Raw genomic sequence first — 22812 nt, forward strand, 5'->3', positions numbered from 1 at the left:
CGAGCTTAAGAGCATCACATCCAGGGGGTACCACCATACGATTCTGCAATATTCTCCGTATTTTCTTCCCCTGTGTATCGCCACCGCAGTCCTTGCGGTCCTTACAGTAATTGCCTGGCAGTACCGCCACCTGAAGGAAGGCCGGGCGGTCATCCTCTACCTTGGCGCTGCGACCCTCTGGGCCGGAGCATATGCCGGGGAGGTAGCGAGCCCGGAGTTCGCCCTGAATTATCTCTTTGTGGTGCTCGCCTACATCGGAGTGGTGACGGTCCCGGTGGCGTGGTTCATGTTTGTGCTGGTGTATACCGGGAAAGGAAAGCGGGTAAACACCTCCACGGTGATCGCCCTGTTCGTAGTCCCCCTCCTCACTCTGACCCTCGTGGTCACCAACCAGTACCACCACCTCTTTTACTCGTCGGCAACCGCGGTGGTCACCACTTCGGGAATAACGTGGGTCTATTCGTACGGGCCGCTTTTTCTCATCCATGCCCTGTATTCGTACGGCCTGATCGTAGCGGGGATCGCCCTCCTTGCGAGCCGTTACCCCGGATCGCCCGCCCTCTTCCGCCTCCAGATTGTCCTGCTGATCATCGCGGTAGGCGTTCCCTTCCTGGCGAACCTGTTGAGGGTCTTCAAGGCGGGACCTGTTACCGGGTTCGACACAACACCGGTGATATTCATTCTTACCGGGGTGATTCTCATCACCGCCATCACCCGGTTACGACTCTTTTCCCTCTCGCCCGTCGCCTACTCCTATCTGTTCAACCACATGACCGACGGGGTGTTCGTCACCAACGAGCAGGACCTGGTGGTGAATATCAATCCCGCCGCGGCGGGGATGCTCGGGATCCAGACTAAAGATGCTATCGGTCGCTCCGTCCAGGACCTGATCCCCGGGCTGTCACACGAGTTTCTCGGGTGCAAGGCGGAGATCCGGACGGAATGTGAGATTGCGCTTCCCAGGAAGGAGTCGGGGGAGCTCTACGAGGTGAGCTGCATGCCGCTCAGCCCCGGCCGCGAGATCACGAGCGGTCGCCTTGTGATCCTCCATAACATCAATGCAAGGCACCGGGCGCAGACCGCGTTGCTGATGGCGAACCAGAAACTGAACCTGCTCAACGATGTTACGCGACACGATATGCTCAATACGCTCACCGCCCTGCTCATGAACCTCGAATATGCGAGGACCCTTGAGGGGGACAAGAAAATATCGGGAATCCTCACCGATGCAGAGAAGTCGGCCAGGATCCTGCAGGAGCAGGTGGAGTTCACCAGGGATTACCAGGACATGGGGGTCCGTGAGCCGGCGTGGCAGGACCTCGGAGAAGCCCTCAGGAGGGCATTGGCCGGGATTTCTCCCGGCAGCGTGAGAATAGAGTCCGGGGTGAACGGGGTGTTCATCTATGCCGACCCGCTGCTCGAGAAGGTGCTCCACAACCTCGTCGAGAACGCCCTCAAATACGGTGAGCGCCTCACCTTCGTCAGGGTGCGGTACTCGACGGGCCCCGAAGGGCTGACCTGGTATGTAGAAGACGACGGGGTGGGGATCTCCCCGGACCTGAAAGAGACCATCTTCCGCAGAGGATTCGGAAGAGGATCCGGTCTCGGTCTCTTCCTCGCACGCGAGATCCTCTCCATCACCGGGATGCAAATCAGGGAGACCGGGACCTTCGGGAAGGGAGCACGGTTCGAGATCGCGGTGCCAGAAGGATCGTTTCGGATCGCCGGTATTTCTGAATAAGACCGGAATGCCGGCCTTGCAGAGATGGGGCACCCTATGACCTGGCGATTCGAAATCCTGTGTATCGGTCGTGGAAAATTACAGGTTCTTCTGGAAGACCAGAGTCTCCCGGCCGCAGGTGGAGTTGGCGATCACCGCGAGCGTGCCGGACCTCTCCGCCCCGGATACTGTCATCATCGCGCCTACCCGGGGTTCCAGGACTCCCACCGGTTCACCGTCCACCAGGACTTCCAGGGTTCCGGTGATCGCGAGGTCCCCTCCCTGCACAATGAGGTCGATATTCCCTCCGGGTCGTGGCACCGCAAGTACTTGAATGTTCCGCACCTCACACGGCGGCGGGGCCACGGTCACCACGATTCCCGGGCTGGCCGGGAGGTACCCTCCCCCGCCGGTCCCGGGGAAGGATCCGGTGAAGATCCCGAATCCCGCGACGATGATCACCAGGACCCCCACACCGGCGAGGAAACGGGTAAGCGGCCGATGCCGCTTCAGGAGCGGTGCACCGCACTGGGGGCACTGCCCCTGCCACTCCCCGTATTCCCATCCGCATTCCCGGCACCGTACCATATAATGTACTCCGGAGTATTCTTTTGGATATATTCTTTTTGGCCCATTATTAGGCGTATTCTCCCCGGGAAGTCCTGATTATTCTTCAAAATAAAAAAAGGAAAGTATAAATGGGGAATTTCAGGATAGGTCCTGCTAAAAAATCGATATCTATTTCATGTTTCCCTCCCCCCTTCCGGGAACGGGTGAGGAGCCCATGAGGGTAAGGAAGAGGAGGATAATTCCGGTATTTGTAACGGTCATTCTGATAGTGGTGTGCATCGCTCCCACGCTCTGCAGCGCGGGACCTGCCGGGGCAGCAGTCCAGGTACCCGACCCGGGAGCCGGTCAGGCGCTCGTGGGGTGGGAGTCCCGGGATATCGACGGGACCGGGGAATACGGATATTCATTCTCGCTTGCGGTCGATACACACGGTACGCCTCATATTGCTTCAACAGAGTCAAGGAGCGAATTCAGCAGCAGCCTGGTCTATTTCACCCGGGATCTCGGAGGATGGAAGAAAGAGGTGGTGGATGACCAGTCGGCTGTGTTGAGCACACCACAAATCACCACGGATCCGTTCGGCCAGCCGCACATCATTTATGGGTACCTGATAAACGGTGTCACGGCAGATTATGCGTTGAAATACGCCCATAAAGACCGGTTCGGCTGGCATATCGAGAACCTTACCGATACAATCGGGCAGACCTACGGGGACGCGTCCATCGCGGTAAACATCCAGGGGGCTCCCCGGATAGTGTATTCGTCGTTCCCTGAAGGAAGTTTGATGTATGCCTCAAAAGACGGTAATACCTGGCATACGGAGCAGATCGACCCTGACGACTCTTCATGGCCGATATTGCAGCTCGATCGGAACGGGGAGCCAAGAGTGCTCTACACCTATCTTCCCACGTACTACAGCCGGGAGAAACGGTACGCCTCGCGAAACCAGGGAGAATGGGGGATTGAGGTGATCGACCAGAACTATTCGGGACGGTTCTCAGGGTTCGTCCTCGATCTCCTGGGTACCCCGCATATCGCGTTTTATAGAGTCATCCCCGGTAATTACTACGAAGAAGTGGTGTATTTCACCCGGGGTCGGGCCGGATGGCAGCAAGATACGGTTGCGAGTGGAAACCTTCGCGATTATGCGACCGTGGTGGCGAGCGGGAACGGGATCGTGGGGGTAAGTTACGCAGTCCAGGACGCCGAAGACCAGGTCACGTCGATCCTCTATGCCATCAGGACCCGCTCGGGATGGAACCGCGAGACGGTTTCGGTTAAAGGGGACTCTTTCCTGCTCCAGCCCGGTTTCTCGATGGCCGGCGGACCGGGAGGAGCGGTCTCTCTCACTGCGACCCGGACGAACACCGTCGGAAATCCGCAACAGGTAACGCCGTTTCTCGCGACACGGGGGACCCGCACCCCGGTCGCGGGATAGTGAATTCTCTCTTTATTTTTCCGCGTGGGGTCGGATGAGGAGAATATCTGATGGACGGGATGAATCAGGAAAACTGATCCCGCCGCCGGTACGCTCAGGAAGCGTTGAAGAATTTTTATCGGGTTCGGCCCTGTATATCCTATTGAACGAACCATGAGCCAGTATTTTCGGGGCGATGTCGTCCTTATATCGCTGCAGCTGCAGGGGAAGGGGGAGCGGAAGGTGAGGCCGGCGGTGGTGGTCAGGACCGGAGACCGCGGCGAACTGGTGGTGAGCCCGGTCTCATCCAGGCCCTCGTTTGACGCCCCTTCAGAGCCCCTGGTACTGGATGATTTCAGCGAGGGGGGCCTGGACATCTTCGGGGAGAGTTATGTCATCACCGCCGGACTCTGCAGGGTCCACACCTGGGATGTCATCGGGAAAAAGGGAAAATTACGGAAAGAAGCGATGGAAAAGCTGTTTCCTGAAAAGCAATGAAATGAACCCGAAATAAAGGTCGAGCCTCAGGGACAGGGGGGCGGCCCGGACGTTCGGAGTGCATCTCCCGGGTGACAGGAGGCTTCTTCCCGACTCCGGCACGGAACAGTCTCTTTTTGTTCCATGACCGAGGGGGCACGCACTGATCCCTGCCTGCCACGGTAGTTCGTAATTTCAAAAATAACCGGTAATTAATGGTCAGATTACCGTTTCGGGTAATAATTAATACTCTTTTACCGTGACGAAATGTTTATCAGATTGGAGGACGGTGGAGGTGGCATAAGGAATGTGATATAGATGAAAACCTATTCAATTGCCCTGATACTGACAATCCTCTGTATCGGGATTCTGGCCGTCCAGCCGGCCGCATCGGCACCTCCGTTCATCCTGGAAGGATCACTCCAGATAAGTTCGACACCTGCGGGGGCCACGATCTTTATTGATGGTGAACAGGCGGGACTCACTCCCGCGACAGTCACGAACCTGACGCTCGGGTATCACGACGTGGTCCTCAGGAAGACGGGATACCAGGACTGGGGGACCCAGGCATATGTGCATTTCAGGCAGACGACCTCCGTTTCGGCGATACTTGTTCCCCTCGGCCCCACCGTGACACCTACCGTCACCCCGACCACCACCATAACTCCCACTCCCACCACGATCACGCCTACTCCCACCATCACGCCTGTCCTTACCGGCTCCCTGTCGGTATTCTCCACCCCGACCAATGCCGCGGTCATGGTTGACAACGTGTTCGTGGGGAGGACTCCTCTCATCCGTTCCGGTATAACAGCTGGTACGCATAAGGTGGAAGTGGATAAGGACGGGTACCATAGCTACGAGGTCCAGGTCACCGTCCAGTCGGGATCGACCACCACCGTGATCGCCAACCTCGTCCCTGAGACCCCCGCCACCACACCGATCACGACCGTACCGACTACCAGCCCCACGACTACGATCCCCACGACGTCCCCGACCACGGAGCCCACCACGACGGCGACTACAACAGTTCCAACAACGACTCCGACGACGGTAACCCCCACCACGACGACGACGGTGACCCCGACGGGGACGCTGCAGGTGTTCTCCACTCCGACAAATGCATCGGTGAGGGTGGATAATGTGTTCGTAGGGAAGACGCCGCTGTTCCTGAACGGAGTCGCGGCCGGGACCCACAAGGTAGAGGTGGATAAGGAAGGGTACCATAGCTACGAGACGCAGGTCACTGTCCAGGCGGGGTCGACGACCACGCTCATCGCGACCCTGATCCCCGAGACCCCCACCCCGACTCCCACAATAACGCTCACGCCTCCGCCCACCTTCACGCCGACTACCAGCCCCACGACCACGATCCCCACGACGTCCCCGACCACGGAGCCCACCACGACGGCGACTACGACCGTTCCGACAACGACTCCGACGACCGTAACCCCTACCACGACGACCACGGTGACCCCGACGGGGACGCTGCAGGTGTTCTCCACTCCGACAAACGCGTCGGTGAGGGTGGATAATGTGTTCGTAGGGAAGACGCCGCTGTTCCTGAACGGAGTCGCGGCCGGGACCCATAAGGTAGAGGTGGATAAAGAAGGGTTCCACAGTTATGAGGCGCAGGTCCAGGTCCAGGCGGGATCGACCACGACGGTGATCGCGACCCTGATCCCCGAGACCCAGACCGCGACCCCGACGACCACCACCACCGTTCCTACCACAAGTCCGACGACGGGGCCGACGACGACCACCCCGACGACGTCCCCGACCACGGAGCCCACCACGACGGCGACTACGACTGTTCCGACAACTGCCCCGACGACCGTAACCCCCACCACGACAACGACGGTGACCCCGACGGGGATGCTGCAGGTGTTCTCCACTCCGACAAACGCGTCGGTGATGGTGGATAATGTGTTCGTAGGGAAGACACCGCTGTTCCTGAACGGAGTTGCTGCCGGGACCCACAAGGTAGAGGTGGATAAAGAAGGGTACCACAGCTATGAGACCCTGGTCCAGGTCCAGGCGGGATCGACCACGACGGTGATCGCGACCCTGATCCCCGAGACCCAGACCGCGACCCCTACAACCACTACCACCGTTCCTACCACAAGTCCGACGACGGGGCCGACGACAGTAACCCCTACCACGACGACGACGGTGACCCCGACGGGGATGCTGCAGGTGTTCTCCACCCCGACAAACGCGTCAGTGAGGATGGATGATGCGTTCGCGGGGAGGACGCCGCTGTTCCTGAACGGAGTCGCGGCCGGGACCCACAAGGTAGAGGTGGATAAGGAAGGGTACCACAGCTACGAGGCGCAGGTCCAGGTCCAGGGGGGATCGACCACGACGGTGATCGCGACCCTGATCCCCGAGATCTAGACCGCGACCCCGACACCCACGGTGACCGGTATGGCGACCGGGACACTCCAGGTGTCGGGTAATCCCACGGCGGCGGGGGTATACATCGACGATGTCCTCCGGGGGATTCCCCCGCTGACGATCACCGGGATCCCGCAGGCGGTCCACACGGTGGAAGGTGACAAGGAAGGATACCAGCGTTACCTGGCCCAGATCTCCATCCTGGGGGGGAATCATAACTCCATTGAATATCACCCTCTCACCCTCCCAATCGCAATAAAGGCCCCATTCCTCCATTTTTCCGGACATTGACCGGGTGACCCCTTCAATAACGGTGTTTCCGGGGTTCAATCCAGGAAGTGGCCCGGTCTCCCGGGGCCTGGGGAGGAACCGCTCTTCAGAATGCTATACCACGGGATCCGCCGGAAAAAAGACGTTGAAAAAAGAAAAACCGGTATACGCCTATGGCGGCAGAGGCGGTAAGTCGATGATATAACGTCCCGTACCGGTCAGTTTTCCCAGGTAATTCATGTTCTTTTCGAAGAGGGTGATGTCACCGGAGACCGTGGTGGACTCTGAATATGCAAGATCTTCGGATTTGGGGTAACGCTCGTCGTAGGGTCCCGTTCCATCCATGATGACGTCTCTCCCCTCCTGTACACGGGCAGAGATGTATGCGGTCGCAGAACCGGATGCAGGAATATCGCCGAACCCGGTAAGTGCAATGGAATAGTCAGATTCCGTCCCGGGGTCCGCGAGGGGGTAAGGCCATGCAATACCGTAACTGCTTGGTGTCGTATCGGGGACTGCAATCATGATGAACCGCTCCCTTGTAGCCGTCGAGAGCGAACCCGTCGTGATGTCCACAACACTTCCTTCCTGCACGATGTTGCAGAACGGAGGGTTGTAACCGCCCTCATCCCCGGCCGCGAAGGGGCAGGTAAGGGTGAGGTCCGGTGCGTCCTGGCCCGTCGACGCCCCGTCCATAGTTACCTGCTCCTCCGAGGTCATCCGCCCTGTCCCGGTTCCCACGAATTCGACCAGCTTTTCCGTCACCAGGTTGTACTGGTTCGGTACCGCCATTCCGGCGGTATCGAAATCCGCGCTCTTCATGTACGTCACCAATCCCTGGTCCGCGAGGGTATTCTCAGAATACGCGCTCGAGTAGATCACGGAGGTCGGTGGCAGGGGAGGTGCCGGGGGGAACGCAATCGTGTACCCGTCGTTCATATCGACCGCGATGCTGTCGATCTCCGCGGCGGTCCCGAAGACCTGCATCGCGGTGCTGGTGACAAACCCCTGGGTTTCCTGGACCGCAGGTTCGCCGCTGTCGGCGAGGACCACGCCGGCCATCAGCGATCCCATAAGAAGGGCCGCCATAAATAAAGTAAATTTCATGGTAACTCCAAAATTCGTTGATTCAGAATCATTGGTTTTTAAGGTGACCTTAAAAAAAGTTGTTATTTATCCGGGACTGGTGGGACGGGGTCGCTGGTGATCGCCTATTTTCCTTTCTCTCCGGTCCGGGTGATCTTCTTCTCCGGCTTTATGGGCCCTGGCTGGTTGGTATGAGGGCCGAGGTCTTCCCCGTGGGAGTGGGAATGGGGATGGTGCCGGGGAGGGAGTTCCGGCTTGTGCTGGGGGTGGTGCGGGAGGTGGAGGTCCTCGTGATCGGTTGCATGATGCTGAAGATCTTCCTCCTTTCTGTCCTTATCCTGGCTCTTTTTCCCCCCGGTATGGGAGCGGTGGTCGTGCGGCGTCGGCTCGGGGTCGTGTCTCGGTGCCATGGAAACCCATGTAGGTGGATACAGAATAAAGGTTTTCTCGCGGTTACCGCAATGAAGCCCCGGTGGGTCAGCCTCGATTCCCGCCGGGAAAAAAATGACCGCTCCCCCGACCCGGTGGGGGCCCTGACCCTCTCCGACTCTATTTCTCCTTCTTTTCTGCCATCTTCCGGATCTTTTCGTTGATGTGCGGGCTGTTCTCCATGTGGTGCCATTCGTCATGGCTCATCCCCATGAAGAACCCGCAGGATGAACATTTCACCCATACCTCGTACTGGTCGGGGAATTCGGCAGCCAGGGTGGATTTCCCGCACCGGGGGCACACGAGTGTTGCAACCATTATTTCGCTCCGGAATCAGGATTAGTCATCCCCGGTAAAAACCATGCCGATACTATCTTCGGAGACCAGGATCCGTTCCGGGTCCGGGTCGCAGTAAGGGCAGGGTTCAGGCATCGGCCCCCGTTCCCTGTTGGGTGGACGGGTCATCACCACCGATGGGGCCTGCTTCCCGGAAAAGGTTCACGGATGAATCCTGTATCCGGCGGGAACGTTTCATCAGGCTGTGTTCGCAGTGCGTTTTCGCCAGAATCCCCAGTGCCGTGCGAGCGAGATGAGGATCGGGATGAGGAGGTAGGACCACATGCTGTCCTGCGGGCTGATGAACGACACCCCGATGGCAAACAGGCACACCGCGGGGATGATTACTCCCCGGGACAGCCCTAAACTGAAGGGTTCCAGTGTTTCGAGGGAGAGTTTCGAGAAATTACGGCGGATATACACCCAGAGCAGGGTGAGCATCAGGCTCCCGAGCAGGAGGTTGACATGGAACAGGAGGACCGCCTCGAGAACTGAGGTGTAATCGCCCGAGACGGAGGTGGTGAAGGGGATGAGCACCACGAAGAAAAGGACGAGGAAATTGATCCGGATTACCCACTCGTCCACAAAGTTTACCGGGCTCAGGATACGGTGATGCGAAAGCCAGAATCCGGAAAGGATGAAGAACGCAATCACGAAGAGGATGAACTCGGGCCATATCTCGGCCAGTTTCCCCGGAAGTACGATTATGGCATCGGCGTCCGAGATCATGGGAACGGTCAGGGAGAGGACCAGAAGGGTCATGGCAAAGGCAAATATCCCGTCGCTCAGCGACTCCAGCCTTGATTTGTTCAGGGTCTCCCGGGGAGGGCTCGTTTCCGGTGGCATTGTCGTCATCGAGATGTGGGTGAAGAGAGTATTTTAAACCGGATGGTACGGGGTGACACAGGACCGCCTTATGGTGTGCCGGAACTTCTCACGGGGCCAGGGATTGTCGGGATCGCGTAACGATCCTTGATTTATCCGGGCAGGTGTTCGTGTAACCCGGAGGATCAAAATTTATTTATCACCCCGGGTTGGTGTTCACCATAACAGAGGGAATTTTTGTGAAACTATCCGTCCTGATATTATGTGCCGTGTTGCTGGTCTGTTTCTTCCCGGCATCGGGGCTCGACCTTTCGCGGTATCCGGAACTGCAGGCGAAATATTCCGGCTACGGGAGCGCGATCCAGGAGAAGTCTTTCGATCGACTGAACACCGACTTTGCCGACAGGGCGACGTCCAGGGACGCGGTGCTCCAGAAGATCGCATCCGGGCAGGACCCGGTAGCAATCCCCGTGGTGAAGGGTGCGGACTTCCCCGGAAACAGGCTTATGCTCTATTCTTCCTCGTCCGGTTACGGGGACATGATATCGAGCCGGTTACACAACATGACCTCTCTGAACGCGGGTTCGGCGAGGGCACTTCTCGACAATCACACCTTCAAAAACCCGGCCCTCGTGAAGCCCGTACCCGTGAAGGTCCCTGCAACCAGCGATGCCGGGATGAGCGTGGTGGAGGCAAACAACCGGTTCGCCCTGGACCTTTACTCTGCGCTGGCCGGTGAAAACCCGGAGGGGAACCTGTTTTTCTCCCCCTGGAGCCTCTCCTCCGCGCTCGCCATCACCTATGAAGGAGCACGAGGTACCACGGCGGATGAGATCCGGTCGGTATTTCATTTCCCCGGGGACGACTCCACAAGGTGGAACGGGTACAAAGAGATTACCGACGGGCTGAACAATGGCAATTCAGGGTTTACCCTGGAATCCGCCAATGCACTCTGGGCAGAGGAGACCTATCCCCTCCTTCCCTCGTATCTCTCCACCGCGGACCGGTACTATTCCGCCCACGTGACCAATCTCGACTTCATAAAAAACCCCGAAGGGTCGCGGAAGACCATCAATACCTGGGTGGAAGGGAAAACAAGGAACAGGATACAGGACCTTTTACCTCCCGGTTCGATCGATTCCTCGACAACCCTGGTCATCACCAATGCCATCTACTTCAAGGGAACCTGGGCCGCCCAGTTCAGGAAAGAGAACACCGCAGAATCAGATTTTATGATTACCCCGACGGAGTCCGTGCGTGTCCAGATGATGAAACGAACGGATGCTGAGGCGAAGTACTGGTATGCGGAGACCGACGCCCTTCAGGTGCTCGGGATGCCGTACGCCCACCAGAACGGAAGGGAACTCTCCATGCTGGTCATTCTTCCAAAAGACCAGGACCTTGCCGCAGCGGAGCAGTCCCTCGATACTGCGAAACTCTCCGATTTACGACAGTCCCTGGAATATCAGCAGGTTATGGTCTATTTCCCCAAGTTTAAACTGGAGACGGGCTACCAGATGCGGGACACCCTCTCCGGAATGGGGATGCCGTCGGTATTCAACCCCGGGCAGGCCGATCTTTCCGGGATGGACGGTACCAGGTCCCTGTTCGTCACGGACGTATTCCACAAGGCATTCGTGGAGGTGAACGAGGAAGGTACCGAGGCAGCGGCGGCGACCGCCGTGCCCGTATCGAGGGCGCTGGCAGAGCCTGTCCCCGTGTTCCGTGCCGATCATCCCTTTATCTTCATCATCCAGGACAGTGAGAACGGGAACATCCTGTTCATGGGAAGAGTAGCTAATCCGGCAGGGGAATGAAGCTCGAAGGCTGCATTCTCCCCGTCACTGACTTTTTTTTTGGGTCCCGGTCTCCCGGCTAAAGATACTGCAGTATCACCCGCCACTCCGCAATCTTTTCTGCAAGTGAATGCCTCGCATTTGCCGGGCTGGTAGAGGGGAGACGGTAGAGCGGGATCCTGCCAGGTATGGTCCCGCGGGGAAAAAGTGTCCATGCTTTCCCCCCGTTCAGGGCGATGCAGGCTATTGTAGGGTGATCCCTGAGGACGCCGGCGATGTCGTTGACCCGGATCTCCCGAAGGTCCCGGTCCATGCTTCCCGGCTGAAACCGGCGGGACGCAGCCACATCCCAGAGTGAAATGTGGTTCCGGACAAGGAATGCGGGGTAGTCCCGGGCCGGAACGCCCTCCTGGTCCAGGACAGGGAGATCGAGCAGGTTCCTCATCACCTCCCAGAACTGGTTCCGGGGATTTGCATAATACCACCCTTTCTCAAGGGAGGTCCTGCTCGGGAAACTGCCAAGTACAAGGACCCTCGGGGCGTTCCCCACAAGCGGCATAAGTCCCGTTTCGCGTGGTTGTTCCATGATATGCATGACCAGGCAGCGTTATCCGGTCGACAGCAATCCCTATCAAGCTCCCGGTCGGGGTCCTTTCATAGAAGGACGGGATCGAGGGCAGTCTGTATCGAATACCACAGATATTGCCGGAAAATCTGTCCTTGTTGATATTCTCGCTTTGTGATATTCCAGGGGCTGCCTCTGGAGTGTCTTACAAAACACACCTGACTTCCTCGAGTATCCTGTCAGGTATTCGTCAAAAATGTATATCGTCAGTCCTTCTTGAATGATAGCGCAGGAAAAATTCAACAAGCCGGATAGTCCGAAAATACCTCCGTATCTATCCCTGGAATTCTCACGGTGGAAAAGCCAGGGATGAGGGGATAAAAGCCTTAATTCGTATAATCATATACGGAAATTGGTGATGTATAACTTTTAAATATAATAATTGGAGATACCATAGGAAGAGCGCGAAAAAAAACCGGCCCCCCCCGGGTAAAAGCTCTTTTTTTTTGTATAATTACGGGTAGGTATCCTACGTAGTTAAATAAAAATCATTATTTCACTACATACATTAATAATATTTAATTTATATTTTTCAAAAAATCAAATAAATACAATTAATTAAGCTTTCATAAAATGGCTCACTGACGAATGATTCGTCGAGGTATCGAGTTATGCAAATGAAATACGTTACTACTACATGCCCATATTGCGGAACGGGCTGTAGTTTCAATCTTGTGGTGTCCGACAACAAGGTGGCGGGGGTCGCACCTTACCAGCGGTCGCCCGTCAATGAAGGCAAAGTCTGCCCCAAGGGGACCTACGCTCACGAGTTCGTCAATCACCCCGACCGTCTTACCACTCCGCTGATCAAGAAGGACGGCAAGTTTGTCGAGGCGAGCTGGGACGAGGCCTACGACCTGATCGCCAAGAAGTTCAAGCAGTACAAGCCCGACGAGTGTGCCTGCCTCTCCTCCGCCCGCGTCTCTAACGAGGAGAACTACGCGATGATGAAGTTCGCCCGTGGCGTGATGAAGACCCGGCACATCGACCACTGCGCCAGGCTCTGCCATGCATCGACCGTGGCCGGGCTCGCGGCGACCTTCGGCTCCGGCGCGATGACCAACTCCATCCTGGACATCGCCGATTCGAAGTGCATGTTCATCATCGGCAGCAACACCTTCGAGCAGCACCCGCTGATCGGGCGGAAGGTCATGCAGGCCAAGATGAAGGGTGCGAAACTGATCTACGCGGACCCAAGGTTCACGCCCACCGGCAAGCAGGCCGACCTTTACATGCAGTTCCGCTCCGGTTCCGACGTGGCCATCTTCAACGGCCTGATGCAGGAGATCTTAAAGAACGGCTGGGAGGACAAGGAATTTGTCAAGAACCGGACCAAGGACTTCGACAAACTGAAGGAAGAGGTCATGAAGCCGATGTACTCCCTGGAGAACGTCTCCAAGATCTCCGGGATCCCGGTCGAACAGCTCAAGACCTGTGCGGAATGGTTTGCAAAGGCAGAGTCTGCATGCATCCTCTACTCCATGGGTATCACCCAGCACACGGTCGGCGTGGACAACGTCAAGTCCGTGGCCAACATCCAGATGCTGACCGGCAATCTGGGCAGGCCCGGCACCGGCGTGAACGCACTCCGTGGCCAGAACAACGTGCAGGGCGCCTGCGACATGGGAGCGCTCCCCGTAGTGTTCACCGGGTACCAGAAGGTCATCGACGAGGCCGCCCACAAGAAGTTCGCCGACGCGTGGGGATTCCCCGACGGCATCTGCGAGCCCAAGAACGGGTACGAAGTCACCACCATGATGGATGTCCTCGCCGACAAGCCCGGCGAGCTGAAGTGCATGTACATCATGGGCGAGAACCCCATGATCTCCGACCCCGACCTCCACCACGTGGAGAAGGCGATCAAGAACCTCGAGTTCCTGGTGGTACAGGACATCTTCATGACCGAGACCGCCGAGCTTGCCGACGTGGTCCTCCCCGCCTCCTGTTACGCGGAGAAGGACGGGACACAGACTTCCACCGAGCGCCGCGTGCAGATGTGGAGAACCGCACAGGCTCCCCCCGGCAAGGCGAAGCTCGACTGGCAGATCATCGCCGAGATCGCCGCAAAGATGGGATACGGGAAGCAGTTCGCATGGAAGAGCGCCGAAGACATCTTTACCGAGATCTCCAAGGTCACTCCCTCCTACGGTGGAATGAACTATAAGCGGCTCAGCAGACCCGAAGCGCTCCACTGGCCGTGCCCCGCTGCGGACCACCCGGGGACCCCTATCCTGCACAAGGAGAAGTTCGCCCACCCCGATGGCCTGGGCCAGTTCTTCGCCTGCGCCTACAAGCCCCCGGCAGAAGTCCCGGATGCGTCATACCCGTACATCCTCACCACCGGCCGGTGCCTGTGGCACTGGCACACCGGCACCATGACCCGGCGTTCCAAGGACCTGGAGGCGGAAGAGCCCACCGGATGGATCGAGATCAACCCCGAGGACGCCAAGGCGCTCGGCATCCAGAACAAGGAGATGGTGAAGGCCATCACCCGGCGCGGCGAGGTCAAGGTCCCTGCCCGGGTCACGAAGGACATCATGAAAGGCGTGATGTTCATGCCGTTCCACTTCAAGGAATGCGCCGCGAACGTGCTGACCAACAACGCACTCGACCCCATCGCCAAGATCCCGGAGTTCAAGGCGTGTGCGGTCCGGGTTGAGAAGATCAAGGAGGCCTGAAAATGGTAGCGAAAGGCGACATGGTCTATGCATGGACCAGCGACGCGGAGATCGCAAAGAAGGCGGAGTGCGGCGGAGCGGTGACCGGCCTGCTCAAGTACGCTCTCGAGAACAAGATGGTTGACGCGGTCCTTGCCGTGAAAAAGGGTGCGGACGTGTACGATGCGCTCCCGGTGCTGGTTACCGATCCGAAAGACCTCGCAGCCACTGCGGGATCGCTCCACTGCGGGACTCTCCTGCTCTCAAAAACGGTGAAGAAGTACCTTGCCGGTGCGAAGGACCGGAAGATCGGGATGACCGTGAAGGGCTGCGACCTGATGGGACTCTACGAGCTTTCCCGGAGAAACGAGATCAATATGAACAATCTCCTCCTGATCGGGGTCAACTGTGGAGGCACCGTGAGCCCGGTCAGTGCAAGGAAGATGATCAAGGAAAAGTTCGGAGTGGACCCGGACAGCGTTCACAAGGAGGAGATCGACAAGGGCCAGTTCATCATCGAGTACGAGGGAGGCCACAAGGGCATCTCCATCGACGAGCTTGAAGATGAGGGATACGGCCGCCGGTCCAACTGCCGCCGGTGCAAGCTGAAAGTTCCCCGCCAGGCGGACCTCGCCTGCGGGAACTGGGGAGTCATCGGCGACAAGGCCGGCAAGGCCACCTTCGTCGAGGTCTGCAGTCAGAAAGGCGCTGAACTGCTTGACAAGGCGATAAAGAGCGGTGCAATTGCCTCTGAAGCCGCGAACCCCAAGGGGATCGAGATCCGGGGTAAGGTCGAGAACGCCATGTACAAGCTGGGGGAGAAGTGGCGGAACAAGGACTTCTCGGCACTCAAGGCGGACCCGTGGGGTACCATCAACAAGGAGACCTCCCGGTGCATCAAGTGTTATTCATGTATCGAGAATTGTCCCGTGTGTTTCACGTCGGCCGATGCGCTGAAGAAGAGCTCCTACATGATCACCTCGGGAGAAGTCCCGCCGAACCCGATGTTCCATCTCAGGAGATTCGCCCACATCTCTGATACGTGTGTCAACTGCGGGCAGTGCGAAGAGCTCTGTCCCATGGAGATCAGGCTCGCCCTCTTCTCTCACGCGATCAGGGTCGAAGGAGATGCAGCATTCGAGCCAAAGCTCGGGGCCCCTGCCTATAAGAACTGATATCCACCGGTTGACCGTTGGGTGGGAGTAATCCCCCCTGTTTTTTTCGAGTGATTCGTGCGGCGGGAAAAATAGAGAAATTATTACCTTATTTCGCCCCGGAGTCATCCTGCCAGAGGCCGAACGTATTGTTCTCCGTATCCGAGCAGACCGCGACGTACCCAAACCCGGGTACCGGCATCCGGGGAAGGACCACGGTGCCCCCGGCATTCTTGATCTTCACCAGCATCGAATCGATGTCTTTTACCCCGAAATAGAGGGTAATCCGCTGTTCCGGATTCATCCGGGTGCCGAGCCCGCCTCCTATCCCCGGGTTCCCCTCGAGATCGGTGGTCTGGATGAGGGAGTAGTCCATCTCTCCCGGGTACTTCTCGTACTTCCAGTCGGGAAAAAGCGAGGAATAAAATTTCCGGGCCCGGGCGGTATCGTCGGCGGGCAGGTCAAAATGTACTATTGTGGGCATGATTTCACCAAGACCCAGATTGCCCCGCCGGACTATTTGTAGCTATCGCGGAAGGGGTAAAAGTGGCCCTTGTGACCCCGTGGCCACGTAACCTGCCGAAGACGTGCGGTCGATATCCGGAACCTCCGGTCTTTGTGAAAAGAAGATGGGTTGAACTCATCGATCTCCTTCGGCGATGAATCGCGAAAAAACTCCGTCAGCGGTCTCTAAGGACATTTGTATCTGCAGGATTTGATAATACGTCATGGAAACAGGATTTTCAGAAGAGAAAAAAAAAAGAAAAGATTGGGTTCCCGCTTTACTCGGGTATTTCCAGGTCGACCTCGATCCCCCCGACGCTTCCTGCCGAGATGTTGTAGATGAAAGCATAGATCGCTGCGACGATGAACCCCAGGATACCGCCGAGAATCAGCATAATGACGATTATCGCTGCACCGAGTCCCGCGAGCCCCAGGGCCCCGAGGCCGAGTGCGGAGAGAACGGTACCGCCTGCGATGGCGATGATGATCCCATAAATCAATCCCCAGATCAGGCCGAAGATCGCCCCGATCTTTGCGACGGAGAGAACTCCGAGATGTTTTACTACCGTTGCCTTGACAACCATGGTACACACCGTTTTTTTACAGGTGAACGATATGACCGGTCTTTTCATAAATCTTCTGTGTCCGTAAGGAATTTCGGCATAGATTACGGTGGGATTTTATCCATGCGGGAAGTTCAGGACGGAAATTGGGAGGACGGTAGATCTGGTGGAAGACCCGGAAGTCGGGCCATCCGGCGGCCGGACCAGGTGAGGGGGATCCCCCCGGTTCAGGGCTGTACTCCCGGTCCGGGAACTCGAGGCCTATGAAACCGAACGGGTGCCTGCGGCCGGCCCGGGACATACTTTAAAATATTACGAACGACAGTTGACCATGGCACTTTTTCTCTTGAAGCAGAAGGTGAAGGAGGGGCACCGCCCTGGAGTGAACGAGATTGTGAGCCTGGTGGTCCGGGCGCAGAACGAAGAGAAAGCCAGGGATTTTGCTGCCCAGCACTCGAAGGGGGCTGAGTCTCCCCAGATATGGCGTGATTCCCAGTTTTCATCCTGCGAGGAGATAGTCTCGAACGGGGCGGAGATGATCGTCCTCCAGGGGACGTGGCCGCTTCCCTCGACACAATCGCGGTATAACCAGTAGCCGATCCAAACGGAAACAAGCCGGTGCGGGAGCTTCCGGGGAAATGAACATTCTTCCGGAAGAAATCGGGTTAGGGATCACCGGTATCCAAAATGCAGGAAAAAAAATGGGTAACCGGGGGGGAGGGGCCCTGCCCCGGGAAGTCTCCCCGGTAAATGGGTGTACCTCCATTTTCCATGTGCACGGCGGGATCAGGTTAACGGAACAGCCAGCCGAACCAGCCCCTGTTGTTGAGTTCTTGCTGGGCGTATTGCTGGAGCTGTGTCTGGTTCTGGGAGAGCACCTGGAGCTGGTCCTCCAATTGCTGGCGCACCTGGGAATCGCAGGTCGTACAGTTCAGGAGGAGCTGGTCCATCTCCCGGATCCGGTCCTGATTCTGGGTTGTGGTCTGCAGCAGGGTCTGGGCCGCCTGGGCGTCACCGCCGAGGAGGGTCCTCGTAAGCGGGTCCCGGTCCCGGATCTGCTGTTGTGTCTGATCGATTGTCGTCATCGACTGCTGGATCTCCTGGTACAACCTGGTGAGGTCAGGAGAGTCGTTTCTGGCAACACTCCCCGCGATGGAGAGGGAATAGGTTGCGAGCTCGTAATTTCTTTGGTCGTTGCTGAGACCCGGTTCACTCTGTAATTCCTGCTGGCGCTGCTGGACCTCCGAGAAGTAGCGGGTCACATCCTCCTGGTAGATCCGGTCCTGTTGCTGGACCTGATCGGAAGATTGTAACTGGTCCTGAGACTGCAGCTGATCAGGATAATGGATCTGGTCCTGGGACCGGGTCTGGTCGGAAGACTGGGACTGGTCCTGAGACTGCGACTGATCGGGAGAATGGATCTGGTCCTGTGATTGTGTCCCGGAGGTCTCTACCTGGGAACCGGAGCTCTGGTCCGGGCCGGAAGAGGAAGAACCTCCCGAATCGGAAGAGGATGAACCTGAATTGCCCGAATCGGATGAAGAGGAACCTCCCGAATCAGATGAGGATGAACCTGAATTTCCTGAATCTGAAGACGACCCCGATGAAGAACCGCCTCCGTTGTCACTGCCACCGTCGGCCAGTACAATTCCGGTACAACCTGAAATGCACAGGAGGACCACCAATACGACAAGAATTTTCGATTGCATGATATCACCGCGGATAGTGGGTACCCGTAGTTTCCCGCGTAGGCGAGGATGGGTGCGATGTATGATAAAAGTATCCCCTGCCCCCCCGGGGAGGACCTCGATACGGACGCGGTAAAAAAAATTTTTCTGGATTTAAGGGCTTTATTGAATTCCGCGTCCTCCACGATTCATGGTGGATTAACCGATGAATATTTTTTTAAAATACTGCCGGGATATCAAAGAAGAGCGTGTATGACGTTCCAGGGAACGTCACGAAGTGTAGATCTAAAAAAAAAGGTGATTTGGAAATTTTTTCAAGTGACGACTTTAATGAGGGCATCTCTTTCCAGGTCCTTGAAATGGAACAGAGATTGAACGATCTCTTTTTCACCAGCCTTATGCCCCGGGACTTCCCGGGGAGGTCGTCTCATCGAGGAGACAGAACTTGCATTCGTTCTCCGCACAGGTGAGCAGGGAAGGATAGTAGTTGTTCACGTACTCCTTGACCATCCTCCTCGCCGAGAACCGGGCGCTGTTCGAGCGGATCGATTCTTTCATCTTCTTCACCCACCCGTGGGGGATGCCGTTGATCGAGGTGGAATAGTAGAGGGGAACGACCTCCTTTTCGAGGATATCGTACAACGCCGCGGCATCGGAGGCATCCCTCGACGCCGAGGGAGTCTCCGCCCCGAACGCCCACCCGTTCTTCCCGTTGTATCCTTCGAGCCACCACCCGTCCAGGATGGAAAGGTTGATCACCCCGTTTAACGATGCCTTCATCCCGGAGGTCCCGCATGCTTCCATGGGCGGGACCGGGTTGTTCAGCCAGACGTCGACCCCGTGCACCAGGTACTGCGCCATCTGCTCGCCGTAGTCCTCGACAAACCCTATCCTCCCCCCGAACTCCGGTTGCTGGGCGAAGTTGTAGATCCGCTGCAGGATCCGTTTTCCCTCGTCGTCCGCCGGGTGGGCCTTCCCGGCAAAGATGATCTGCACCGGCCTCCACCGGTTGTTGATGATCCGCTTCAACCGGTCGAGGTCGTTGAAAATCAGGTCCGCCCGCTTGTAGGTGGAGAAGCGCCTGGCGAACCCAATAGTGAGGACCGAGGGATTGAGCATGAGCCCGTCTGCGGCGAGGTTGACCGGCTCCTTAAGGTGAGTCTCCCAGTTAATCCTCTTTCGTTCCCTGATACGGTTGAAGAGTTTGGTCTTCAGCCAGACGTGCGTCGCCCAGAGATCCGAATCCGGGATCTCATCGATCAGCTCCCACAGATCGGGCATATCGTGGTCCTGCCTCCAGTGGGGGTTGACAGAATAGAAATACTCCGAGTACAGTTCTCCCATCTTGGGATTCAGCCATGTGGGGAGGTGGACCCCGTTGGTGATGGAGTCGATCGGGATCGCTTCCTCCGGAATGTCAGGCCAGAGACAGTGCCACATCTGCCGGGTGACGACCCCGTGTTTCCTTGACACCGCATTATGGAACTCCGAGGTCCGCAGGGCGAACGCGGTCATATTGAACCCCGAAGCGATATCGCACGGGTGGTATCCCAGTTTCATGAAGGTATCCCTGTCGATTCCTAATGCGGGGTAATAACTGGAGAAATATTTCTCCATCATGTGGAACGGGAAGATGTCGTTGCCCGAGGGGACCGGGGTATGGGTGGTGAAGACCGAGGTGCCTTTCACCTGGGAGAGGGCCCGATCGAAGGCCACTCCTTTCTGGACCAGTTCGCGGATCCGCTCCAGCTGGGCGAAGGCGGGGTGGCCTTCGTTGAGGTGAAGGGCCGAAAACTCGATCCCGAGCTCGGTGAGGACTCTCCTCCCTCCGATCCCGAGGACGATCTCCTGCAGGAGCCTCTGCTCGAGGTTTTCGGTATAGAGGCGGTGCGATATGGAGCGGTGGGCCGGATCGTTGGTCGAAAGGTCGGTATCCAGGAGGTACAACGTAACTTTACCCACCTCCACTTTCCAGACCGCGACATAGATCGCCGGCTCGATGAACGGGAGCCGGATGATCATCTGGTTGCCCAGGCCGTCGAGCACCCGGGTGATCGGAGCTGCATCCCGGTCAAGCACCTCGGTGATGTTGTCCTGCCACCCGTCGGGGAGGACGTGCTGGTGGAGGTATCCTTCCGAGTACATGAACCCCACCGCCACCAGGGGGACTCCCAGGTCGCTGCACTCTTTCAGGTGGTCCCCGGCCAGGAACCCGAGCCCCCCCGCGTAAAAGGGAAGTGAGTGGTGAAGCCCGTATTCGGCCGAGAAATATGCAATGGTGAGGGACCGCCCCTTCGGGAACCGCTCGGTGAACCAGCCGTTCCTGTTCCCCATGTACTGCCTGAAGCGGTGCATGATGATATCGTACCGGCGCATGTACTCCGGGTTTGCCATCACCGCGTCGAGGAATTCGGGGGGGATGTCCTGGAGCATCTTCACAGGGTTGTGCACGCTCTCTTTCCAGGCCTGCTGGTCTATCTGCTTGAAGAGGATGCGGGCCTCGGGGTGCCAGCTCCACCACAGGTTGTAGGCCAGCTCCACGAGTCCCGACAACCGTCCCGGGATATGTGAAAATTTATACTGGCGGGGATCTTCCATGCGACCGCTACCCGGGATACTCTCTGTCTTCCAAGTTTAAATCGGTTGACACCCGGTACGGGGTCGACAGCGTGCCGGTCAGGCACCGAGCCTGATGCATGGCGATCTGGAGAATAAACCTGTCGGAAAGCCCGTCCCCGGGGACTCCCGAGATCACAAGGTTACAAAAAAGGTCAGGACCGGCCGTGGTCTGCGATGATCCGGCGAAGGCGCTCCGCGAGTCCACGGTCGAGATCCGATCCCTTCGCTCGCCATCTCCAGTTCCCGCGGGTGGTTCCGGGGACGTTCATCCTGGCCCCGCTCCGGAGTCCAAGCAGGTCCTGGAGGGGGATCATCGCCAGGGACGCCCTGCTTGCGAGGGCCATCACGACAAACTCTTCCGCGACCCCTTCGGGCCCGACCTCGCGGCCGAGATACCCGGAGAGCCGTTGTCGTTCCTCCCGGGTCGCATCGCACTCGAACCATCCCCGCACCGTGTTGTTGTCGTGAGTCCCCGTATAGACGACGCAGTGTGCCGGGACATTCGCCGGGTGATTCGGGTTCTCTTCCGGATCGGTATCGAACCCGAAGAGGAGCACCCGCATACCCGGGATCCCGAACCGTGCCATCAGGTCCCGCACATCCGGGGTGATGACGCCGAGGTCTTCCGCCACGAGGGGAAGGCCGGGGTGCGAACGGCAGAGGGCCGTGAACAAGTCCGCGCCCGGCCCGGGCACCCAGCGTCCTCCCGCTGCGGTCTCCTCTCCGGCGTCGACCTCCCAGTAGGCGGAAAATCCCCTGAAGTGGTCGATCCGGAGAAGGTCGTACTGACCTGCGGCACGGGCCATCCTCTCCCCCCACCAGCGATATCCCTGTGTTTTGTGGACATCCCAGCGGTAGAGCGGGTTTCCCCACAACTGCCCGTCCCGGGAGAAATAGTCCGGGGGGACTCCCGCGACGACCCTCGCGTTCCCCTGCAGGTCGAGATCAAAGAGGCCGGGGTGCGCCCATACGTCCGCGCTGTCGTGGGTCACGTACAGGGGCAGGTCTCCCATGACCAGGATGCCGTTCCGGTTGCAGTACGTCTTTAACGATGACCATTGCCGGGAGAACAGGTACTGGAGGATCTTCTCTTTCTCCACCCGGTCGGCGAGGTGCTCCCGGCACCGGCTGATTGTGTTCTCATCCCGGTACCGGATTCTTTCCGGCCACCCGTTCCAGGCAACGCCGGGAAAAAGACCTTTAAGCGCTACGAACAGCGAATGGTCATCCAGCCAGGAACGATTGGCGGCACAGAATTCACGGTAGCCTCCCTGGTCTTCCAGGTCGGGGAAACGGCCTGCGGCGATGTCCAGCAGGCGCTCCCTGGCCGGGACCACCAGGGAGAACTCGACCTCGTCCTCGGGAAACCGGGGAAGCTGGTCCAGCTCGCGTCGCGTGAGAAATCCCTCCGTGCAGAGCAGCTCCGGACTTATCAGCAGGGTATTCGACCCGAATGCGGAATTGCTGTAATACGGGGAGTTCCCGCAGGCGAGGGACGTCGGGTTCAGGGGGAGGATCTGCCATACCTTCACCCCGGTGCGGTAGAGGAGATCGACGAACCTGAAGGCCCCGGGCCCGAGGTCTCCTGTCCCGAAGGGAGCAGGGAGCGAGGTGATGTGGAGAAGCACCCCGCAGCCGTGCGGGAGCGTTGTGTCATCATCCCCGTTCCGTTCACGGGC

21 protein-coding genes are annotated in these 22812 nt (G+C 58.0%); 9 read left to right on the forward strand and 12 right to left on the reverse strand.

Annotation, left to right across the window (positions count from 1 at the left end; translation table 11 throughout):
* The first annotated feature begins 76 nt into the window (after positions 1-76).
* Positions 77-1741, forward strand: a complete 1665-nt coding sequence (locus J2741_RS07805) for a histidine kinase N-terminal 7TM domain-containing protein (protein WP_342452270.1) — start codon at positions 77-79, stop codon at positions 1739-1741.
* A 78-nt stretch (positions 1742-1819) separates the two neighbouring features.
* Here the strand turns inward: J2741_RS07805 and J2741_RS07810 are convergent, their stop codons facing one another.
* On the reverse strand, positions 1820-2308 hold the full coding sequence (locus J2741_RS07810; protein ID WP_209674566.1) for a hypothetical protein: 489 nt from the start codon (positions 2306-2308) through the stop codon (positions 1820-1822).
* A gap of 196 nt (positions 2309-2504) precedes the next feature.
* Between J2741_RS07810 and J2741_RS07815 the strand changes: the two genes are divergently transcribed.
* The 4 genes from J2741_RS07815 (at position 2505) to J2741_RS07830 (ending at position 6872) form a co-directional block, all read left to right on the forward strand.
* Positions 2505-3728 (forward strand): hypothetical protein, encoded by a 1224-nt coding sequence (locus tag J2741_RS07815; protein WP_209674568.1) that lies wholly within the window; start codon positions 2505-2507, stop codon positions 3726-3728.
* 153 nt (positions 3729-3881) lie between these two features.
* Positions 3882-4205, forward strand: a complete 324-nt coding sequence (locus tag J2741_RS07820; RefSeq protein ID WP_209674570.1) for a type II toxin-antitoxin system PemK/MazF family toxin — start codon at positions 3882-3884, stop codon at positions 4203-4205.
* Between the two features lie 297 nt (positions 4206-4502).
* Positions 4503-6581, forward strand: a complete 2079-nt coding sequence (locus tag J2741_RS07825) for a PEGA domain-containing protein (RefSeq protein ID WP_209674572.1) — start codon at positions 4503-4505, stop codon at positions 6579-6581.
* A gap of 30 nt (positions 6582-6611) precedes the next feature.
* Positions 6612-6872, forward strand: a complete 261-nt coding sequence (locus tag J2741_RS07830; RefSeq protein ID WP_209674574.1) for a PEGA domain-containing protein — start codon at positions 6612-6614, stop codon at positions 6870-6872.
* Between the two features lie 150 nt (positions 6873-7022).
* Here the strand turns inward: J2741_RS07830 and J2741_RS07835 are convergent, their stop codons facing one another.
* The 5 genes from J2741_RS07835 to J2741_RS07850 all read right to left on the reverse strand — a co-directional run bounded on the left by J2741_RS07835 (position 7023) and on the right by J2741_RS07850 (position 9557).
* Positions 7023-7958, reverse strand: a complete 936-nt coding sequence (locus J2741_RS07835) for a hypothetical protein (RefSeq protein ID WP_209674576.1) — start codon at positions 7956-7958, stop codon at positions 7023-7025.
* A 104-nt stretch (positions 7959-8062) separates the two neighbouring features.
* Positions 8063-8347: a hypothetical protein gene (locus tag J2741_RS07840; RefSeq protein ID WP_209674578.1), complete on the reverse strand. Its 285-nt coding sequence runs from the start codon at positions 8345-8347 to the stop codon at positions 8063-8065.
* Positions 8348-8486: 139 nt separating this feature from the next.
* Positions 8487-8684, reverse strand: a complete 198-nt coding sequence (locus J2741_RS07845) for a hypothetical protein (RefSeq protein WP_209674580.1) — start codon at positions 8682-8684, stop codon at positions 8487-8489.
* 21 nt (positions 8685-8705) lie between these two features.
* On the reverse strand, positions 8706-8831 hold the full coding sequence (locus tag J2741_RS13040) for a hypothetical protein (protein WP_280897443.1): 126 nt from the start codon (positions 8829-8831) through the stop codon (positions 8706-8708).
* A 69-nt stretch (positions 8832-8900) separates the two neighbouring features.
* The gene (locus J2741_RS07850) at positions 8901-9557 is read right to left on the reverse strand and encodes a TMEM175 family protein (RefSeq protein ID WP_209674582.1); all 657 of its coding nucleotides are present in this window, start codon (positions 9555-9557) and stop codon (positions 8901-8903) included.
* A gap of 209 nt (positions 9558-9766) precedes the next feature.
* On the opposite strand from J2741_RS07850, the gene J2741_RS07855 reads away from it, so the two are divergent.
* Positions 9767-11344 carry a serpin family protein gene (locus J2741_RS07855; RefSeq protein WP_342452243.1) on the forward strand — a complete coding sequence of 526 codons (1578 nt, stop codon included), beginning with the start codon at positions 9767-9769 and terminating at the stop codon, positions 11342-11344.
* A 58-nt stretch (positions 11345-11402) separates the two neighbouring features.
* Here the strand turns inward: J2741_RS07855 and J2741_RS07860 are convergent, their stop codons facing one another.
* Positions 11403-11909 (reverse strand): DNA-deoxyinosine glycosylase, encoded by a 507-nt coding sequence (locus J2741_RS07860; RefSeq protein ID WP_209674584.1) that lies wholly within the window; start codon positions 11907-11909, stop codon positions 11403-11405.
* A gap of 650 nt (positions 11910-12559) precedes the next feature.
* On the opposite strand from J2741_RS07860, the gene fdhF reads away from it, so the two are divergent.
* Together fdhF and J2741_RS07870 are read left to right on the forward strand one after the other, a co-directional pair.
* Positions 12560-14626 carry a formate dehydrogenase subunit alpha gene (fdhF, locus tag J2741_RS07865; protein WP_209674586.1) on the forward strand — a complete coding sequence of 689 codons (2067 nt, stop codon included), beginning with the start codon at positions 12560-12562 and terminating at the stop codon, positions 14624-14626.
* 2 nt (positions 14627-14628) lie between these two features.
* Complete coding sequence (locus J2741_RS07870; protein WP_209674588.1) at positions 14629-15780, forward strand: Coenzyme F420 hydrogenase/dehydrogenase, beta subunit C-terminal domain; 1152 nt, start codon at positions 14629-14631, stop codon at positions 15778-15780.
* A gap of 88 nt (positions 15781-15868) precedes the next feature.
* On the opposite strand, the gene J2741_RS07875 is transcribed toward J2741_RS07870, so the two are convergent.
* On the reverse strand, positions 15869-16243 hold the full coding sequence (locus J2741_RS07875) for a VOC family protein (protein ID WP_209674590.1): 375 nt from the start codon (positions 16241-16243) through the stop codon (positions 15869-15871).
* Between the two features lie 298 nt (positions 16244-16541).
* Complete coding sequence (locus J2741_RS07880) at positions 16542-16847, reverse strand: hypothetical protein (RefSeq protein WP_209674591.1); 306 nt, start codon at positions 16845-16847, stop codon at positions 16542-16544.
* A 310-nt stretch (positions 16848-17157) separates the two neighbouring features.
* On the opposite strand from J2741_RS07880, the gene J2741_RS07885 reads away from it, so the two are divergent.
* Positions 17158-17421 carry a hypothetical protein gene (locus J2741_RS07885; protein WP_209674593.1) on the forward strand — a complete coding sequence of 88 codons (264 nt, stop codon included), beginning with the start codon at positions 17158-17160 and terminating at the stop codon, positions 17419-17421.
* A gap of 196 nt (positions 17422-17617) precedes the next feature.
* On the opposite strand, the gene J2741_RS07890 is transcribed toward J2741_RS07885, so the two are convergent.
* The 3 genes from J2741_RS07890 to malQ form a co-directional block, all read right to left on the reverse strand.
* Entirely contained in the window at positions 17618-18535 is a 918-nt protein-coding gene (locus tag J2741_RS07890) for a hypothetical protein (RefSeq protein ID WP_209674594.1), read from the reverse strand.
* 375 nt (positions 18536-18910) lie between these two features.
* The gene (glgP, locus tag J2741_RS07895) at positions 18911-21112 is read right to left on the reverse strand and encodes an alpha-glucan family phosphorylase (RefSeq protein WP_209674596.1); all 2202 of its coding nucleotides are present in this window, start codon (positions 21110-21112) and stop codon (positions 18911-18913) included.
* A gap of 173 nt (positions 21113-21285) precedes the next feature.
* Positions 21286-22761 (reverse strand): 4-alpha-glucanotransferase, encoded by a 1476-nt coding sequence (gene malQ, locus J2741_RS07900; protein ID WP_209674598.1) that lies wholly within the window; start codon positions 22759-22761, stop codon positions 21286-21288.
* Positions 22762-22812: the final 51 nt, after the last annotated feature.

The sequence above is a fragment of the Methanolinea mesophila genome (assembly GCF_017873855.1).
GTDB lineage: Archaea > Halobacteriota > Methanomicrobia > Methanomicrobiales > Methanospirillaceae > Methanolinea_B > Methanolinea_B mesophila.

Coding starts and splice junctions, on each gene's coding strand:
- J2741_RS07810 (WP_209674566.1), bottom strand. CDS start 2,308: ATGGTACGGTGCCGGGAATGCGGATGGGAATACGGGGAGTGGCAGGGG.
- J2741_RS07815 (WP_209674568.1), top strand. CDS start 2,505: ATGAGGGTAAGGAAGAGGAGGATAATTCCGGTATTTGTAACGGTCATT.
- J2741_RS07820 (WP_209674570.1), top strand. CDS start 3,882: ATGAGCCAGTATTTTCGGGGCGATGTCGTCCTTATATCGCTGCAGCTG.
- J2741_RS07825 (WP_209674572.1), top strand. CDS start 4,503: ATGAAAACCTATTCAATTGCCCTGATACTGACAATCCTCTGTATCGGG.
- J2741_RS07830 (WP_209674574.1), top strand. CDS start 6,612: ATGGCGACCGGGACACTCCAGGTGTCGGGTAATCCCACGGCGGCGGGG.
- J2741_RS07835 (WP_209674576.1), bottom strand. CDS start 7,958: ATGAAATTTACTTTATTTATGGCGGCCCTTCTTATGGGATCGCTGATG.
- J2741_RS07840 (WP_209674578.1), bottom strand. CDS start 8,347: ATGGCACCGAGACACGACCCCGAGCCGACGCCGCACGACCACCGCTCC.
- J2741_RS07845 (WP_209674580.1), bottom strand. CDS start 8,684: ATGGTTGCAACACTCGTGTGCCCCCGGTGCGGGAAATCCACCCTGGCT.
- J2741_RS13040 (WP_280897443.1), bottom strand. CDS start 8,831: ATGACCCGTCCACCCAACAGGGAACGGGGGCCGATGCCTGAACCCTGC.
- J2741_RS07850 (WP_209674582.1), bottom strand. CDS start 9,557: ATGACGACAATGCCACCGGAAACGAGCCCTCCCCGGGAGACCCTGAAC.
- J2741_RS07860 (WP_209674584.1), bottom strand. CDS start 11,909: ATGGAACAACCACGCGAAACGGGACTTATGCCGCTTGTGGGGAACGCC.
- fdhF (WP_209674586.1), top strand. CDS start 12,560: ATGCAAATGAAATACGTTACTACTACATGCCCATATTGCGGAACGGGC.
- J2741_RS07870 (WP_209674588.1), top strand. CDS start 14,629: ATGGTAGCGAAAGGCGACATGGTCTATGCATGGACCAGCGACGCGGAG.
- J2741_RS07875 (WP_209674590.1), bottom strand. CDS start 16,243: ATGCCCACAATAGTACATTTTGACCTGCCCGCCGACGATACCGCCCGG.
- J2741_RS07880 (WP_209674591.1), bottom strand. CDS start 16,847: ATGGTTGTCAAGGCAACGGTAGTAAAACATCTCGGAGTTCTCTCCGTC.
- J2741_RS07885 (WP_209674593.1), top strand. CDS start 17,158: ATGGCACTTTTTCTCTTGAAGCAGAAGGTGAAGGAGGGGCACCGCCCT.
- J2741_RS07890 (WP_209674594.1), bottom strand. CDS start 18,535: ATGCAATCGAAAATTCTTGTCGTATTGGTGGTCCTCCTGTGCATTTCA.
- glgP (WP_209674596.1), bottom strand. CDS start 21,112: ATGGAAGATCCCCGCCAGTATAAATTTTCACATATCCCGGGACGGTTG.